At 71.7% G+C, this 14,540-nt stretch carries 15 protein-coding genes; 6 read left to right on the plus strand and 9 right to left on the minus strand.

Annotated elements, in window-relative coordinates; translation table 11 throughout:
• Positions 1-29: 29 nt before the first annotated feature.
• Entirely contained in the window at positions 30-1,400 is a 1,371-nt protein-coding gene (locus ACQP2Y_RS38795) for a cation:dicarboxylate symporter family transporter (protein ID WP_433721347.1), read from the plus strand.
• Here ACQP2Y_RS38795 and ACQP2Y_RS38800 read toward each other — a convergent pair.
• On the minus strand, positions 1,397-2,746 hold the full coding sequence (locus ACQP2Y_RS38800; protein ID WP_433721349.1) for a class I SAM-dependent RNA methyltransferase: 1,350 nt from the start codon (positions 2,744-2,746) through the stop codon (positions 1,397-1,399). The two genes, ACQP2Y_RS38795 and ACQP2Y_RS38800, sit on opposite strands and share 4 nt — an antisense overlap.
• On the minus strand, positions 2,743-4,794 hold the full coding sequence (locus ACQP2Y_RS38805; RefSeq protein WP_433721351.1) for an APC family permease: 2,052 nt from the start codon (positions 4,792-4,794) through the stop codon (positions 2,743-2,745). Before ACQP2Y_RS38805 ends, ACQP2Y_RS38800 begins: the two co-directional genes overlap by 4 nt.
• Positions 4,795-4,908: 114 nt before the next feature.
• Between ACQP2Y_RS38805 and ACQP2Y_RS38810 the strand changes: the two genes are divergently transcribed.
• Together ACQP2Y_RS38810 and ACQP2Y_RS38815 are read left to right on the plus strand one after the other, a co-directional pair.
• Positions 4,909-5,574 (plus strand): potassium channel family protein, encoded by a 666-nt coding sequence (locus ACQP2Y_RS38810; protein ID WP_360819751.1) that lies wholly within the window; start codon positions 4,909-4,911, stop codon positions 5,572-5,574.
• Positions 5,571-6,251: a potassium channel family protein gene (locus tag ACQP2Y_RS38815; RefSeq protein WP_360550527.1), complete on the plus strand. Its 681-nt coding sequence runs from the start codon at positions 5,571-5,573 to the stop codon at positions 6,249-6,251. Before ACQP2Y_RS38810 ends, ACQP2Y_RS38815 begins: the two co-directional genes overlap by 4 nt.
• Here ACQP2Y_RS38815 and ACQP2Y_RS38820 read toward each other — a convergent pair.
• The 4 genes from ACQP2Y_RS38820 to dut all read right to left on the minus strand — a co-directional run bounded on the left by ACQP2Y_RS38820 (position 6,248) and on the right by dut (position 8,839).
• Positions 6,248-7,069, minus strand: a complete 822-nt coding sequence (locus ACQP2Y_RS38820) for a DUF3159 domain-containing protein (RefSeq protein ID WP_433721352.1) — start codon at positions 7,067-7,069, stop codon at positions 6,248-6,250. The two genes, ACQP2Y_RS38815 and ACQP2Y_RS38820, sit on opposite strands and share 4 nt — an antisense overlap.
• Complete coding sequence (locus ACQP2Y_RS38825; RefSeq protein WP_360549604.1) at positions 7,066-7,443, minus strand: OB-fold nucleic acid binding domain-containing protein; 378 nt, start codon at positions 7,441-7,443, stop codon at positions 7,066-7,068. Before ACQP2Y_RS38825 ends, ACQP2Y_RS38820 begins: the two co-directional genes overlap by 4 nt.
• A 145-nt stretch (positions 7,444-7,588) precedes the next feature.
• A complete protein-coding gene (locus ACQP2Y_RS38830; protein ID WP_433721355.1) occupies positions 7,589-8,302 on the minus strand; it encodes a DUF3710 domain-containing protein in 714 nt (237 codons plus the stop codon).
• A gap of 45 nt (positions 8,303-8,347) precedes the next feature.
• Positions 8,348-8,839, minus strand: a complete 492-nt coding sequence (gene dut, locus ACQP2Y_RS38835) for a dUTP diphosphatase (protein WP_433721356.1) — start codon at positions 8,837-8,839, stop codon at positions 8,348-8,350.
• A gap of 90 nt (positions 8,840-8,929) precedes the next feature.
• Here dut and ACQP2Y_RS38840 point away from each other — a divergent pair, with 90 nt between their 5' ends.
• Positions 8,930-9,412, plus strand: coding sequence for a DUF3093 domain-containing protein (locus ACQP2Y_RS38840; protein ID WP_433721358.1), 483 nt, complete (start codon positions 8,930-8,932; stop codon positions 9,410-9,412).
• Here the strand turns inward: ACQP2Y_RS38840 and ACQP2Y_RS38845 are convergent.
• Positions 9,402-10,259, minus strand: coding sequence for a hypothetical protein (locus ACQP2Y_RS38845; RefSeq protein WP_433721359.1), 858 nt, complete (start codon positions 10,257-10,259; stop codon positions 9,402-9,404). The genes ACQP2Y_RS38840 and ACQP2Y_RS38845 overlap by 11 nt on opposite strands.
• Positions 10,260-10,414: 155 nt before the next feature.
• Entirely contained in the window at positions 10,415-10,711 is a 297-nt protein-coding gene (locus ACQP2Y_RS38850; protein WP_023561654.1) for a DUF4193 domain-containing protein, read from the minus strand.
• A 385-nt stretch (positions 10,712-11,096) separates the two neighbouring features.
• On the opposite strand from ACQP2Y_RS38850, the gene ACQP2Y_RS38855 reads away from it, so the two are divergent.
• Positions 11,097-11,630, plus strand: a complete 534-nt coding sequence (locus ACQP2Y_RS38855) for a LytR C-terminal domain-containing protein (protein ID WP_433721361.1) — start codon at positions 11,097-11,099, stop codon at positions 11,628-11,630.
• A 20-nt stretch (positions 11,631-11,650) separates the two neighbouring features.
• On the opposite strand, the gene ACQP2Y_RS38860 is transcribed toward ACQP2Y_RS38855, so the two are convergent.
• Complete coding sequence (locus ACQP2Y_RS38860) at positions 11,651-12,472, minus strand: inositol monophosphatase family protein (RefSeq protein WP_433721363.1); 822 nt, start codon at positions 12,470-12,472, stop codon at positions 11,651-11,653.
• Between the two features lie 276 nt (positions 12,473-12,748).
• Between ACQP2Y_RS38860 and ACQP2Y_RS38865 the strand changes: the two genes are divergently transcribed.
• Positions 12,749-14,323 carry an RNA polymerase sigma factor gene (locus ACQP2Y_RS38865; RefSeq protein ID WP_433721365.1) on the plus strand — a complete coding sequence of 525 codons (1,575 nt, stop codon included), beginning with the start codon at positions 12,749-12,751 and terminating at the stop codon, positions 14,321-14,323.
• The last annotated feature ends 217 nt before the right edge of the window (positions 14,324-14,540 follow it).

A 14,540-nucleotide genomic window follows, 5' to 3' on the forward strand; every position in this document is an offset into this window, starting at 1 on the left:
CAGATCACGATCTCCGGTAGGAAGGAGCCATGACCGTCGATGCAGCCAGCCCTCCGCGGCGTCGCGACCGCAGCCACATCCTCTACATCTCCGTGCTGGTGGCGATGGCCCTGGGCATCGCGGTCGGCTTCCTCTTCCCCGAGCTCGGCAAGGACCTGCGCCCGCTGGGCACCGGCTTCGTCGCGCTGATCCAGATGATGATCGCGCCGGTGATCTTCTGCACGATCGTGCTGGGGGTCGGCTCGATCCGCAAGGCGGCCCAGGTCGGCAAGGTCGGCGGGCTGGCCCTGGGGTACTTCCTGATCATGTCCACGGTGGCGCTGGCCATCGGCCTGGTGGTGGGCAACATCCTGCACCCCGGCGCCGGGCTGCACCTCAGTCAGGAGCTCGCCGAGACCGGTGCCGCCCAGGTCAGCGGCGAGGCCGAGTCCGGCGTCGAGTTCGTGCTCGGCATCATCCCGCCCTCGCTGCTGAACGCCATCGCCACCCGGGAGATCCTGCAGACGCTGCTGGTCGCCCTGCTGGTGGGCTTCGCCGTGCAGTCCATGGGCGCGCGCGGCGAGCCGGTCATCCGGGCCGTCTCGGTCTTCCAGCGGCTGGTCTTCAAGATCCTGGCCATGGTGATGTGGCTGGCCCCGATCGGGGCGTTCGGCGCGATGGCCGCCGTGGTCGGGGCGACCGGCGTCGACGCCCTCAAGAGCCTGGCCGGCATCATGATCGGCTTCTACGTGACCTGCGCGCTGTTCATCTTCGTGATCCTGGGACTGCTGCTCCGGCTGGTCGCCCACATGTCGATCTTCAAGTTGCTGCGCTACCTGGCCCGCGAGTTCCTGCTCATCCTGTCCACCTCGTCGTCGGAGTCGGCGCTGCCCCGGCTGATCGCCAAGATGGGCCACCTGGGCGTGAGCCGCCCGGTGGTCGGCATCGTGGTGCCGACCGGCTACTCGTTCAACCTGGACGGCACCGCGATCTACCTGACCATGGCCTCGCTGTTCATCGCCGACGCGCTGGACAACCCGCTGTCGGTCGGCGAGCAGATCTCCCTGCTGCTGTTCATGATCCTGGCCTCCAAAGGCGCCGCCGGGGTCACCGGCGCGGGCCTGGCCACCCTGGCCGGCGGCCTGCAGAGCCACCGCCCGGACCTGGTGCCCGGCGTGGGCCTGATCGTCGGCATCGACCGGCTGATGTCCGAGGCCCGCGCGCTGACCAACTTCGCCGGCAACGCGGTCGCCACCGTGCTGGTCGGCACCTGGACCAAGGAGATCGACCAGGAGCAGGCCCGGGCGGTGCTGTCCGGCGAGGCGCCGTTCGACGAGACCACCTACGACGACGATCCGCACGACACCCACGAGCCCCGCGACGACGAGCGCGCGGCCGAGCCGGCCGCGGAGCGGCCCTAGGACGCTGCGGGCACCAGCAGGGCGACACACTCGATGTGCTGGGTCATCGGGAAGCAGTCGTACGCCCGCAGCTCCGCCAACTGCCATCCCTCGGCGGCGAAGGTCTGCACGTCCCGGGACAGCGCGGCCGGGTCGCACGCCACATAGGCCACCGCGCGCGGGCCGGCTGCCGTGATCGCCCGGACCACCTTCGCACCTGCGCCGGTCCGGGGCGGGTCCAGCACCACAAGGTCGACCGGACCGGTGACCCGGCGCCGGGCCAGGGCCACGTCCACCTTGGCCGACACCACCTCGACGCCGGTGAGGTCGGCCAGGTTGGTGCGGGCCGCCGTCACTCCCACCGCGGCCGACTCGACGACCGTGGTGCGGGCCCGGGTGCGCTCGGCCAGTGCGGCGGCGAACAGGCCGGCACCGCCGTACAGATCCCAGGAGATCTCGCCCGCGGCCGGCTGGAGCATCTCCAGCACCGCGCCCACCAGGGTGTCCGCGGCCGCGGGATGCACCTGCCAGAAGCCCTCCGGCGGCACCCGCCACTCCCGGCCGGCGGCCAGCTCACGCACCTCGGCCGGGCCCTCGATCAGCACCGGGGCGCTGCCGATGTGTTCGTCGAGCAGTGAGTCGCCGACCGGCACGGGCTCCGGCGCGGCGACCGTGCCGTTGCCGCCCGGCGTGCGGGCGCCGGGCTGCACAGCCCCGGCGGCCTCGAGCAGCGGGGCGGCGGCCGGCCGGGCCAGCACGCTGACGTCCCCGCCGGTCGACGCGACCACCTCGACGGCGGCCGCCTCCGGCCACAGCCGGCCGGTCACGTCGAGCTTCTGCAGGTCGGGGTGGGCGATGAGGCAACGATCGATGGGTACGACCTCGTGCGACCGGTGCTGCAGCAGCCCGGGCCGGCCGGCGGCGTCCACCGCGTACCGGACCCGCGACCGCCAGCCCAGCGGGCCGCCCGGCAGCGGCCGGACCCGGACGTCCAGCTCGGTGATCCGTTCCCCGCTCAGGCCGCCCATCCGGCCGAGCAGCTCCTTGACGACGGCGGTCTTCCACTCAAGCTGCGCCTCGGGCGCCACGTGCTGCAGGTCGCAGCCACCGCAGCCACCGGGATGCGCGAACGCGCACGGCGGCGTCACCCGCTCCGGCGCGGCTTCGTGGATCTCCACCGCGTCCCCGCGCAGGTAGCCCTTGTGCAGCTCGGTCAGCTCGACCGTGACCCGCTCCCCCGGCAGCGCGTGCCGGACGAACACCACCCGGCCGTGCGGGCCGCCGATCCGGGCCACGCAGTGCCCGCCGTGCGCAGGCGCACCGACGGTGACCTCGACGCGGTCGCCCTCGAACAGTTCGTCGCTCACTTCGGCTCTTCCGGGGGGTCGGCGGGAGGCGTGGCGGCCACCCCGGCCGGCACGCCGCTGGGACGGGTACGCGGACCGCGGGCCGGCGCGCGGCTCAGGCCCCGGTCCAGCCGGTCGAGGTCGCGGTCCTGGCTCGACTGCAGCTGCCACGGGACGCTGGTCACCATCACCCCGGGCTCGAACAGCAGCCGGGTCTTGATCCGCAGCGCGCTCTGGTTGTGCAGCAGGTTCTCCCACCAGCGGCCGACCACGTACTCGGGGATGAAGACGGTGACCACGTCGCGCGGCGAGCCGCGGCGCACGCTCTTGACGAAGTCGATGATCGGCCGGGTGATCTCCCGGTACGGCGAGTCCACCACGGTCAGCGACACCGGGATCTGCCGGCGTTCCCACTCGGTCTGGATCGTCCGGGTGTCCTTGTCGTCCACGTTGACCGTGACCGCGGTCAGCGTGTCCGGCCGGGTCGCCTGGGCGTACGCCACCGCCCGCAGGGTGGGCTTGTGCACCTTGCTGACCAGCACGACGGCGTGGTTGCGCGACGGCAGCACCGGTCGCTCGTCGCTGGGCTCGAGCTCCTGCGCCACCCGTACGTAGTGCTTGCGGATGCCCAGCATGCCCAGATAGATGACGATCATGAAAACGATCGCGATCCAGGCGCCGAGCAGGAACTTGGTGATCAGCACGACGATCAGCACGGCGCCGGTGAGCGCCATGCCGAAGGAGTTGATCGCGCGCGAGCGCACCATCCGGCGTCGCACGCTCTGATCCCGCTGGGTGCGCAGCAGGCGGTTCCAGTGCCGGATCATGCCGCCCTGCGACAGCGTGAAGGACACGAAGACACCCACGATGTAGAGCTGGATCAGCCGGGTGACCTCGGCGTCGAAGGCCACGATCAGCAGCATGGCGGCGACGGCCAGGAAGAGGATGCCGTTGCTGAACGCCAGCCGGTCGCCCCGGGTGTGCAGCTGCCGGGGCAGGTAACGGTCCTGGGCCAGGATCGAACCGAGCACCGGGAAGCCGTTGAAGGCCGTGTTCGCGGCCAGGAAGAGGATCAGCGCGGTGACCGCACCGACCACGTACAGCAGGATCGAGCCGCTGCCGAACACCGTCTCGCCGAGCTGGGTGGTGACCGTCTTCTGCACGTAGTCGGCCGGTCCGCCGATGATCTGCGCCGGGTCCTCGACGAACTGCAGGTGGGTGGCCCGGGCCAGCATGATCATGCCGACCAGCATGGTGACCGCGATGCTGCCCAGCAGCATCAGCGTGGTCGCGGCGTTGCGGCTCTTCGGCGGCTTGAACGCGGGCACGCCGTTGGAGATGGCCTCGACCCCGGTCAGCGCGGCACAGCCGGAGGAGAACGTCCGCAACAGCAGGAAGACGAAAGCGAAGCTGGTGAGGTGATGCTCCTCGGCGTCGATGACGATGCCCGCGCTCGGCGCACGCAGGTCCTCACCGAGCAGATAGACGCGCACCAGGCCGGTGAGCAACATGCCGAGGATGACCACGATGAACGCGTAGGTCGGGATGGCGAAGGCGGTGCCCGACTCCCGCAGGCCGCGCAGGTTGAGCGCGGTGAGCACGGCGATGGCGGCCAGCGCGACACCGATCTTGTGCTCGGCCACGAAGGGCACCACCGAGCCCAGGTTCGCCAGCCCGGCGCTGATCGAGACCGCGACCGTGAGGATGTAGTCGACCAGCAGCGCGCTCGCCACCGCCACTCCGAAGCGCGGGCCCAGATTGACCGTCGCGACCTCGTAGTCCCCGCCGCCGGACGGGTACGCGTGCACGTTCTGGCGGTAACTCGCCACCACCGTGGCCATCACGACCGCGACCGCGAGCGTGATCCACGGTGAGTACATGAAGGCGCCGGCGCCGGCGATGGACAGCGTCAGCAGGATCTCGTCGGGCGCGTACGCGACGCTGGACAGTGCGTCCGAGGCGAAGACGGGCAGCGCGATCCGCTTGGGCAGCAACGTGTGCTGCAACCGGTCGGAACGGAACGGCCGGCCGAGCAGGAGCCGCTTCGCTAAGGACGTCGAACTTGCCACAAGCGCCAAGCGTACGGCTGTGCACGCCACGCCGTCGGCCGCCCCGGCCAACGGCCGTCGCCGCCGCATGGCACGCTCTGCCTAGGTACGCATCCAGCGGGAAGGCGCAAAACCTTGCACGTGGTGATCATGGGCTGTGGCCGGCTCGGCTCCACCCTGGCGAACAAGCTCGACGCGCGCGGCCACTCGGTCGCCGTGATCGACCAGAACGCCGACGCCTTCCGCAGGCTGGGGGCCGAGTTCGGCGGCATCACGGTGACCGGGATCGGCTTCGACCGCGAGGTGCTGCGCTCGGCCGGCATCGAGCGGGCCGACGCCTTCGCCGCGGTGTCCAGCGGCGACAACTCCAACATCATCTCGGCCCGGCTGGCCCGCGAGACGTTCGGCGTGTCGCGGGTCGTCGCCCGCATCTACGATGCCAAGCGGGCCCAGGTCTACGAGCGGCTGGGCATCCCGACCGTGGCGACCATCCGCTGGGCCGCCGACCGGATGGTGCGCCACCTGGTCCCGGAGGGCACCGTGGAGGTGTTCCGCGACCCGACGAGCTCGGTGTCGATCGTCGAGGCGCCGCTGCACCGCGACTGGGTCGGGCAGACGCTCGCCTCGCTGGAGGAGGCCACCGGTGCCCGGGTGGCGTACCTGATGCGGTTCGGGATCGGCTCGCTGGCCACCCCGTCCACCGTGCTGCAGGACGGTGACCAGGTCTTCATGCTGGTCACCGACGATATCGTCGCCGACGTGCTCGCGAGCGCCGCGGGCTCCGGGCTGGGGGGTCACTGACCATGCGGATCGCCATCGCGGGCGCGGGCAACGTGGGCCGCTCGATCGCCCAGGAACTCATCGGCAACGGCCACCAGGTGATGCTCATCGAGCGTCAGCCCCGCCAGCTGCGGCCCGAGCGGGTGCCCGAGGCCGAGTGGGTGCTGGCCGACGCGTGCGAGGTCAGCAGCCTGGAGGAGGCCGACGTGGCCAACTGCGACGTGGTCGTGGCCGCCACCGGCGACGACAAGGCCAACCTGGTCTGCTCGCTGCTGGCCAAGACCGAGTTCGCCGTCAACCGGGTGGTCGCCCGGGTCAACCGGGCCGAGAACGAGTGGCTGTTCACCGAGCAGTGGGGCGTCGACGTCGCGGTCAGCAAGCCGCGGCTGATGGCGGCGCTGGTCGAGGAGGCGGTCACCGTCGGCGACCTGGTCCGGATCATGACCTTCCGGCAGGGCGAGGCCAACCTGGTGGAGATCACCCTGCCGCCCACCGCCCCGTACGTCGGTGAGCCGGTGCGCTCGGTGCCGATGCCGCGCGACTCGGCCCTGGTGGCCATCCTGCGCGGCAAGCGCGTGCTGGTCCCCACGCCGGACGACCCGCTGGAGGCCGGCGACGAGCTGATCTTCGTCTGCACCTCGGAGGTCGAGGACGCGGTCCGCGCGGTGGTGCTCGGCAACACCCGCGAGCTGGGTTAGGAGGCCTCCGCCGCCTCGGCCTCCGCCGCCTGGGCGGAGGTCACCCGGTGCACCGCCCAGGCGGTGAAGGCGAAGGTGGCGGCGTAGATCGGCCAGCTGATCAGGATCCGGACCACGCCGATCGCGTTGGCCTGGTCGGCCAGGTAGAGCCAGCCCTGCACGCCCGCGCGGATGAACAGCGACGCCGCCCAGACCAGGGTCAGCCACTGGAAGGTGCGGAACAGGCGGGGGTTGTCGAACCAGTCGTGCTTGCCGCCGTTGGCCAGCACGCCCCAGACGTAGCCGATGATCGGCCGGCGGACCGCCACCGAGGCGATCAGGACGACCACCTGGCCCAGGGTCAGCAGGATGCCCGGCAGGTAGAAGTTCTTGGCGTCACCGGTGCGCCAGGCCAGGAAGGCACCGATCGCGATGCCGAACAGCCCGTTGACCGCGTGCCGGATCGGCTGCTTGCGGGTCAGCCGGTAGATCCCGATGGCCAGGGCCGAGCCGACGCTGCCGGCGATCGCCCAGTACAGCGCGGTCTTCTTGGCCAGATCCAGCCCGGCCTCGCCCAGCAGCACGTTGAGCACCACGAACGCGAGCACCGGCACGCTGGACTCGATGAGCCCGCGGACCCCGCCCAGCTGCTCGGAGATCTGCTCGCTCATCGACGGGAAGGGCTCCTCGGCCTCCTCCGGCCGGCCGGCCGACGGCAACACCGGCGGCGGATCGAGGTCGTCGGCGAACTCCCCGACGAGCTCCTCGACGACCTCCTCGGCGACCCGTTCCTCCACTGACTCGTGCGCGGCGTGACGGGGTTCGCTGCCGGGTGTCACCGGGGCGCCTCCAGCTCGTAGTACGGGTTGTAGATGACCTTGCGGTCGTCGCGCAGGGCGATCCGGCCGCGGGCGGTGAGCTGACGACCCGGTTCGATGCCGACGATGGAACGGCGGCCCAGGAAGACGAGCGTGACCACGTCGCTGCCGTCGTAGAGGTCGGCCTCGAGCGTCGGCAGGTTGGTGCGGGGAGTGTACGCCACCGTGCGCAGCCGGCCGGACACCGAGACGACCTGTCCCCGATGGCACTGACCGGCGGGCATGGCACCGCACTTGGCACTGTCGCGCTGCAACTCCTGCGCGTCCAGCTCCGCCTCGGACGCGGTCAGCCGTTCGAAGAACCGGCGCAGCCCGGTGCGCTCATCGGTCGACATGACCTCGTGCCACCCTCTCCTCGGCGAACCGTGGAAACGCGCCGGCGGGGGTACCGGCGGACGGCACACAGTGTGGGCAGGTGCCGCAAGCCCACGGTACGCCGGAAGCGGCCCCGGTGACGTACCTCACCGGGAGCCGTTCCGATCAATGCGCGTGGCGGCCGTTCGTGCCGGGGAACTGCTCGTTCACGGCCACGTCGGGCGGAGTCGGGTCCTCGCCGTCGGCGGCGTGCTCCTCCGCGTGCTCGGCCATCTCGCGCGGCAGCCGCAGCGGCAGCGCCTCACGCACCGGCCGCGCCTCGTCGTCGCGGACCACGACCAGGCCGCGCAGGCAATCGCCGAGCACGCCCTCCTGCCCCGGATCGGCGGCGGCCAGCCCCTGGAACAGCGCGCGGACCATCCAGCGCGGGCCGTCCACCCCGACGAACCGGACATCCGCCGGCCCCTCGGGCGTGTTGACCCGGGCGGCCAGCTCGACGCCGTACGGCCCGTCGAACTCCTGCGGCGCGGCGCCGTCGGACTTCATCGCCGCGGCGATCTCGGCGCGCACCTCGTCCCAGATGCCCTCGCTGCGCGGCGCGGCGAAGACGCCGAGCTGCAACGCGCTGTTGCCGTGCACGAGCACGATCTGCTCGACGCCGCCGTCCGGGTTGGCCTGCACCCGCACCTCGACGCCCTCGATCGCCGGGATGAGCAGGCTGCCGAGATCCAGCCGCTGCACACCCTCGGGCGCCTGCCTGCTGTCGTACGGGCCGAACTCGGGCGCCGGAGCGTCGCCCATGCTCTTGGCGAGCGCCGCCGACTGGGGAGCGTCGTCCGGGCGCACGTGCTTCGGACCGCCGCGCTTGCGGGAGAACATCTGCGTTGCCACCTTCTTCGTCCTAGAACTGCTGCTGCGCGGGCTTCATCGCCGGCCCGGCCCGGTCGGCAGAGCCACGTGCCCGCCGGTCGAGCCGTGCCCGCCCGCACCCCGGGAGGTGTCGGCGAGCTCGTCGACCACGTGGAACACTGCCCGTTCGACCCGCTGCACGACCAGCTGGGCGATCCGGTCGCCCCGGGAGATCTTCGCGGTCGCGGCCGGGTCATGGTTGACCAGGTTCACCAGAATCTCGCCCCGGTAACCGGCGTCGACCGTACCGGGCGCGTTGAGCACCGTCACGCCGAGGCGCACCGCGAGACCGGAGCGGGGATGCACCAGGCCCACGTAGCCCGCCGGGAGCGCGATCGCCAGCCCCGTCCGCACCAGCCGGCGCGCGCCGGGGGCGAGCTCCACGTCCTCGGCGGCGTACAGGTCGGCGCCCGCGTCGCCCGGGTGGGCGTAGGCCGGCAGCGGCAGGTCGGGGTCGAGCCGGCGGACCTGGATGTCCACGGGTTCGGTCACGGTAGCGGTCCTCACGATCGGCGTCGGTCCTGCGGGCGGGCGAGCGGCACCCACCCTGCCATCCTGCCGTCGCCGCGGACGGAGGCGCGCCGTACCCTCACCAGGGTGACATCCGAGGCCTCCGCACGCACGGCGGCGCCGCGTCCGGCGTACGCCGAGCGCCTGCACATCCCGTGGCTCGCGTGGCCGGGCTGGCTGCTGGTGGCGGCCCTGCTCGCCGCCGAGGTCTGGATGGGCAGCACCGGCCTGCGCGCCTGGGTGCCGTTCGCCGTGCTGCTGCCGCTGACCGTCCTCCTGCTGTGGCGCGCCGACCGGATCCGGGTCGCGGTCACCGCCACGGAGTTCCAGGTCGACGACGCCCGGCTGCCGCTGAGCGTGATCGCCGACGTGATCCCGCTGGACGCGGCCGGCAAGCGGGAGGTGCTCGGCGTGGGCTCGCACCCGCTGGCCTTCGTGGTGCAGCGGCCCTGGATCAAGGGCGCGGTGCAGGTGCTGCTGGACGACCCGGCCGACCCGACACCGTTCTGGGTGGTCAGCTCCCGGCACCCGGTCGAGCTGGCCACGGCACTGCTGCGCGCTAGGAGCTGATCTCCCGGCGTTCGCCCTCGATGACGGCGGGCCCCTGCCGGCGCAGGTCCTTGACCAGCTTGTCGCCGAGTGAACGGGTCGCCCGCCGGTTCAGGTAGCTCGCCACAGCCGCGCCGGTGAGCAGCGGGCCGAGCGTGGTCAGATTGCGCCCGAAGCGGCGCAGCAGGGTGCCCTGCAACTCCTTGCGGGCCGCGGTGCCGAGCACGGTGGCGACTCCGACGCCGGGCACCAGCGGGTTGACGCCGCGCTGGCCGGACCAGGCCTGGATCAGGGCGGTCGCGCGCTCGACGGCGCTGCCGGTGACCGGCCGGCCGTACACCTCGTGCAGCTCGCCGAGCAGCTTGAGCTCGATGGCCACGACGGCGACCGTCTCGGCGGCCAGCAGGACGGGGGCCGAGAGCAGGGTCGGTGTGGCAGCCCATTCGAGAGAAGCGACACCGCCACCGGCGGCGCCCACCCCGGCGGTCGCCCGGGCGGCGTTGCGGATCAGCCGTTCGGCGAGCTCGTCGCCGTCCAGCCCGTCATAGTGGCGGCGCAGAGTGGCCCGGTCGCGGACCGGCACGTGCGGCGCCACGTCGGCGACCACGTCGGCCATCCAGCGCAGGGCGGCCTGCGGCCGGAACAGCTGGCCGAGACCGCGCCGGCGGACATCGCCGACGAGCCGGCCGAGCAGGCGCCGGCGACCGGCCGGTTCCAGGTCGTCGGCGGTCAGAGCGGCCACGGTCGCGCCGATCCCGGCGTCCCCCGGGTCGGTTGGCCCGTGGCCGGCAGGCTCGGCGGGGTCGACCTTGATGAGCTCACGCCCCGGTTCCGCGGACTGTGCCGTGTTGTCGTCTGGGCGGCTCATCGTCGACCTCCCCGTGTCTGCCGTTGGCTTCGATACGGTCAGCCTGATACCCGGTGGAGCGGCCGGGGCAAACCGGCTACCGGGGCGTCAGGGGTCGGTACGTGACCCGGCCGTCGGACGACGACCGGGGATTGCCCTGCTCGCGGGCGCGCCGGTCAGGCGCACTCGCGGCAGATCAGTTCCCCGTTGCGTTCCACCGCGAGCTGGCTGCGGTGATGCACGAGGAAACAACGGGCGCAGCGGAACTCGTCGGTCTGCATCGGCAGCACCTTGACGGTCAGTTCCTCGTCGGCCAGGTCAGCACCGGGGAGCTCGAAGCTCTCCGCCACCTCGACCTCGTCGACGTCCACTGCGCCCGACTGCGAGTCGGCGCGGCGGGCCTTGAGCTCCTCGAGGCTGTCCTCGCCGAGGTCGACCTCGTCGCGACGCGGGGCGTCGTAGTCGGTGGCCATCGGTTTTCACTCTCCTGTATCGATGTGTCACTTGGCGTTAGTAACGCCAGCGACGGCGTTTCGGTTCCCGGGTGCGACGGACTTTTTTCCCCGATCTGAAACAGGGATCGCCCGTCCGCCGGGGCGCCCCCACCCCCTCGTGAAACTGCCCCGGCAAACGCGGCACCTTACCGCCCTCGCGCGTGGCTTGTACGCGCGCGGGCGGCCAATTGTTCCCGATGTGACCGAGGCGACATCAAGGTAGGGGTCGCAGCCCGTGGATCATCGTCGCCGCGCCGGGAACATTCCCTCTTTCCGCAGGCTTGGCGTGCAGACGCTAACCTCACCGCATACTCCGTCCGGCACCGGACGGTGGTCGATCGAGCTGACCCCGGGAGCCAGTTCCATGAGCTTTGCCCGCGTCCGAGCGCTCGTCGTGGTCGGCGTGCTCGCCGTGGCCGCGGTGGTCTTCGTCGTCGTGGCGTTGGTCCGCGACACGCAGGGCGACGCGGTCGCCGGCGGCTGCCCCGACGGCTCGGTGATGGCGAACCTGACCCTGCCCGACGACCCCGAGCAGGTCACCGTGCGGGTCTTCAACGGCACCAAGACCCCCGGGCTGGCCGACAGCGTGACCAGCGAGTTCAAGAACCGGCGCTTCAAGACCCAGAAGCCGGCGGAGAACAAGAAGAAGGTCGAGGACGTCGCGGTCATGCGGTACGGCCCCGAGGCGGTCGGCTCGGCCTGGCTGCTGCGGGCGTATTTCCTGAACCAGGCCGAGCCGCAGTACGACCCCAAGCGCAAGGGCGCGGTGGTCGACGTGGTCGTCGGCAAGGGCTTCCAGCAGCTCGCCACCACCACCGAGGTCAACCAGTCGCTGGTCGAGCTCGGCGAGCCCGAGCTGCCGCCGGGCGCCTGCGTGGCCCCCAAGAAGGACTCCTGACCCCAGCCTTTCCAGCCGGCTCAGGGACCACCCGCGGCGTCCAGCTCCACCAGGGCGTCGTGCAGCGCGCCGAAGATGGCCGGCGGGGCCGCGACGACCATGTCCGGCCCGGCCGGCGCTCCGTCGAGTCCGGACACCAGCAGGCCCGCCTCGGTGGCGACCAGGCCACCGGCGGCGTGGTCCCACGGGTTGAGCCCCTTCTCGAAGTAGGCGTCGACATTGCCCTCGGCGGCCAGGCACAGGTCGATCGAGGCGGCACCGAAGCGCCGGATGTCGCGCACCCGGGTCAGCAGCTCGGCCACCACCGCACCCTGGTGGGCCCGGCGCGCCCGGTCGTAGCCGAAACCGGTGGCGAGCAGGGTCTGGTCCAGGGTGGTCCGCAGCGAGCCGGTCAGCCGCCGCCCGCCGCGCCAGGCGCCCCCGCCGAGCGTCGCCGTCCACTCGTCGCCGGTGACCGGATTGAGCACCACGCCGGCCACCACGACGCCGTCGACCTCCGCGGCGAGCGAGACCGCGTACTGCGGGAGGCCGTAGAGGTAGTTCACGGTGCCGTCGATGGGGTCCAGGATCCACCGTACGGCTCCAGCGGACGTTTCCGCGGAATCCCCGTACTCCTCGCCCAGCACGCCGTCTGCGGGCCGCTCAGCGGCCAGCGCGGCGACCACCTGTCGCTCGACGGCCCGGTCGGCCGCCGTCACCACGTCGGTGTCGGTGCTCTTGGTCTGCACGTCGGTGATCGCCTCGGCCCGGGTCCGCCGGGCGGTCGCCGCGGCCTCCCGGGCGATCCGTACGGCAATCTCGAGTAAGGTGTCCGGCGTCGATGTCCCCGGTTCAACAGCCACTGGTGACCGTCCTTTCAGCCGTCGTCATTGTCCCGGCAAACGCCTCCCGAGGGCCCGGTACCCCCCTCGAGACCCCCCGCGGCGTGCCGGTGGCGTGCTGCGGCGGGAGGATCTAGCCGGACGGCGCTACAATTCACCCCTGCCCACGCTTCACGGACAGCCGCCAGCGGGCCCGTCCGCGTCCCGAGGGCTCCCACACCACACCGGCCAGCCTCGTTCCGCCGCGCGCTGCGCTGGGTTCATGGCCGTGTTACATCGCCCTCCGGAAGGTCATTCGTGACAGAAGCCCACCAGACCGGTGCCGACGTTCGCTCTCTCACCGAGGCCCTGATCGCCCATGCTCAGGGTGCGGGCGGGCAGATCACGTCAGCCGAGGTCGTGCAGACGGTCGAGTCGGCCGACGTCACACCGGCCCAGGCCAAGAAGATCCTCCGCGCCCTCGTGGACGCGGGAGTCACGGTCGTCGTCGACGGCTCGGCGAGCACCCGCCGCCGGGTCGCCGCCGCCCGCGCCGCCACCCCCGCCTCCAAGGCCACCACCGCCAAGGCGACCCGCGCCCCGGCGAAGAAGGCCGCACCCGAGCAGAAGCAGCCCGGCACGGAGGACGACGCAGCCGCGCCGTCACCCGCCGCCGTCGCCAAGAAGGCAGCTCCCGCCAAGAAGGCCGCCGCCGCGGCGCGCAAGGCCGCCCCGGGTGCCAAGGCGGCCCCCGGGAAGGCCGCCAAGCCCGGCGAGACCCCGGCCGAGGGCGAGGAGATCGATCCCGAGGAGCTCGCCGCCGCGATCGAGGACGTCGTCGTGGAGGAGCCGGCCGCCCTGGTCCAGGCCGCCGCCACCGACGCGGCCGCGACAGCGACCGACGGCGACTTCGAGTGGGACGACGAGGAGTCCGAGGCGCTCAAGCAGGCGCGCCGCGACGCCGAGCTGACCGCCTCGGCCGACTCCGTCCGGGCCTACCTGAAGCAGATCGGCAAGGTCCCCCTGCTGAACGCGGAGCAGGAGGTCGAGCTGGCCAAGCGCATCGAGGCGGGCCTGTACGCCGCCGAGCGGCTGCGTGCCTGCGACGAGGGCGAGGAGAAGCTCGAGCGCAACTTCGAGCGGGACCTGCGCTGGATCGGCCGCGACGGCGAGCGGGCCAAGAACCACCTGCTCGAGGCCAACCTGCGACTCGTGGTCTCGCTGGCCAAGCGCTACACCGGCCGTGGCATGGCGTTCCTGGACCTGATCCAGGAAGGCAACCTGGGCCTGATCCGCGCAGTCGAGAAGTTCGACTACACCAAGGGCTACAAGTTCTCCACGTACGCCACCTGGTGGATCCGCCAGGCCATCACCCGCGCCATGGCCGACCAGGCCCGCACCATCCGCATCCCGGTGCACATGGTGGAGGTCATCAACAAGCTCGGCCGCATACAGCGTGAGCTGCTCCAGGACCTGGGCCGCGAGCCCACGCCGGAGGAACTGGCCAAGGAAATGGACATCACCCCGGAGAAGGTGCTGGAGATCCAGCAGTACGCCCGGGAGCCGATCTCGCTCGACCAGACCATCGGCGACGAGGGCGACAGCCAGCTCGGCGACTTCATCGAGGACTCCGAGGCGGTCGTCGCGGTCGACGCGGTGTCGTTCTCGCTGCTCCAGGACCAGCTGCAGCAGGTGCTGCAGACGCTGTCCGAGCGCGAGGCGGGCGTGGTGCGGCTGCGGTTCGGCCTGACCGACGGCCAGCCGCGTACCCTGGACGAGATCGGCCAGGTCTACGGGGTCACCCGGGAGCGGATCCGGCAGATCGAGTCGAAGACGATGTCGAAGTTGCGACACCCGTCCCGCTCCCAGGTCCTGCGCGACTACCTGGACTGAGTCTGACCACGGCAGGCACGGACATCTTGATCAATACGGGATTACCCCCGTTCAGTCAACAGTCCGTGCCTGTTTGGTCACCACCCGTACATCGTTCGGTGGTGATCAGACCGTTGTGCAGAAGTGATCGTTGACGTGGCACCCTTGGAGCACGGCACACTAGCCGGACCACATGTGACTTGGGTCCCCCCGGGGCACAGTGGGAAGGCTGTTAGGG

It is taken from the genome of Actinoplanes sp. CA-051413 (assembly GCF_050955795.1).
GTDB lineage: Bacteria > Actinomycetota > Actinomycetes > Mycobacteriales > Micromonosporaceae > Actinoplanes.

Excerpts from the sequence above, each read along its gene's own strand:
- ACQP2Y_RS38795 (WP_433721347.1), top strand. The coding sequence starts at position 30 with ATGACCGTCGATGCAGCCAGCCCTCCGCGGCGTCGCGACCGCAGCCAC.
- ACQP2Y_RS38845 (WP_433721359.1), bottom strand. The coding sequence starts at position 10,259 with ATGAGCCGCCCAGACGACAACACGGCACAGTCCGCGGAACCGGGGCGT.
- ACQP2Y_RS38830 (WP_433721355.1), bottom strand. The coding sequence starts at position 8,302 with ATGTTCTCCCGCAAGCGCGGCGGTCCGAAGCACGTGCGCCCGGACGAC.
- ACQP2Y_RS38825 (WP_360549604.1), bottom strand. The coding sequence starts at position 7,443 with ATGTCGACCGATGAGCGCACCGGGCTGCGCCGGTTCTTCGAACGGCTG.
- ACQP2Y_RS38850 (WP_023561654.1), bottom strand. The coding sequence starts at position 10,711 with ATGGCCACCGACTACGACGCCCCGCGTCGCGACGAGGTCGACCTCGGC.
- ACQP2Y_RS38855 (WP_433721361.1), top strand. The coding sequence starts at position 11,097 with ATGAGCTTTGCCCGCGTCCGAGCGCTCGTCGTGGTCGGCGTGCTCGCC.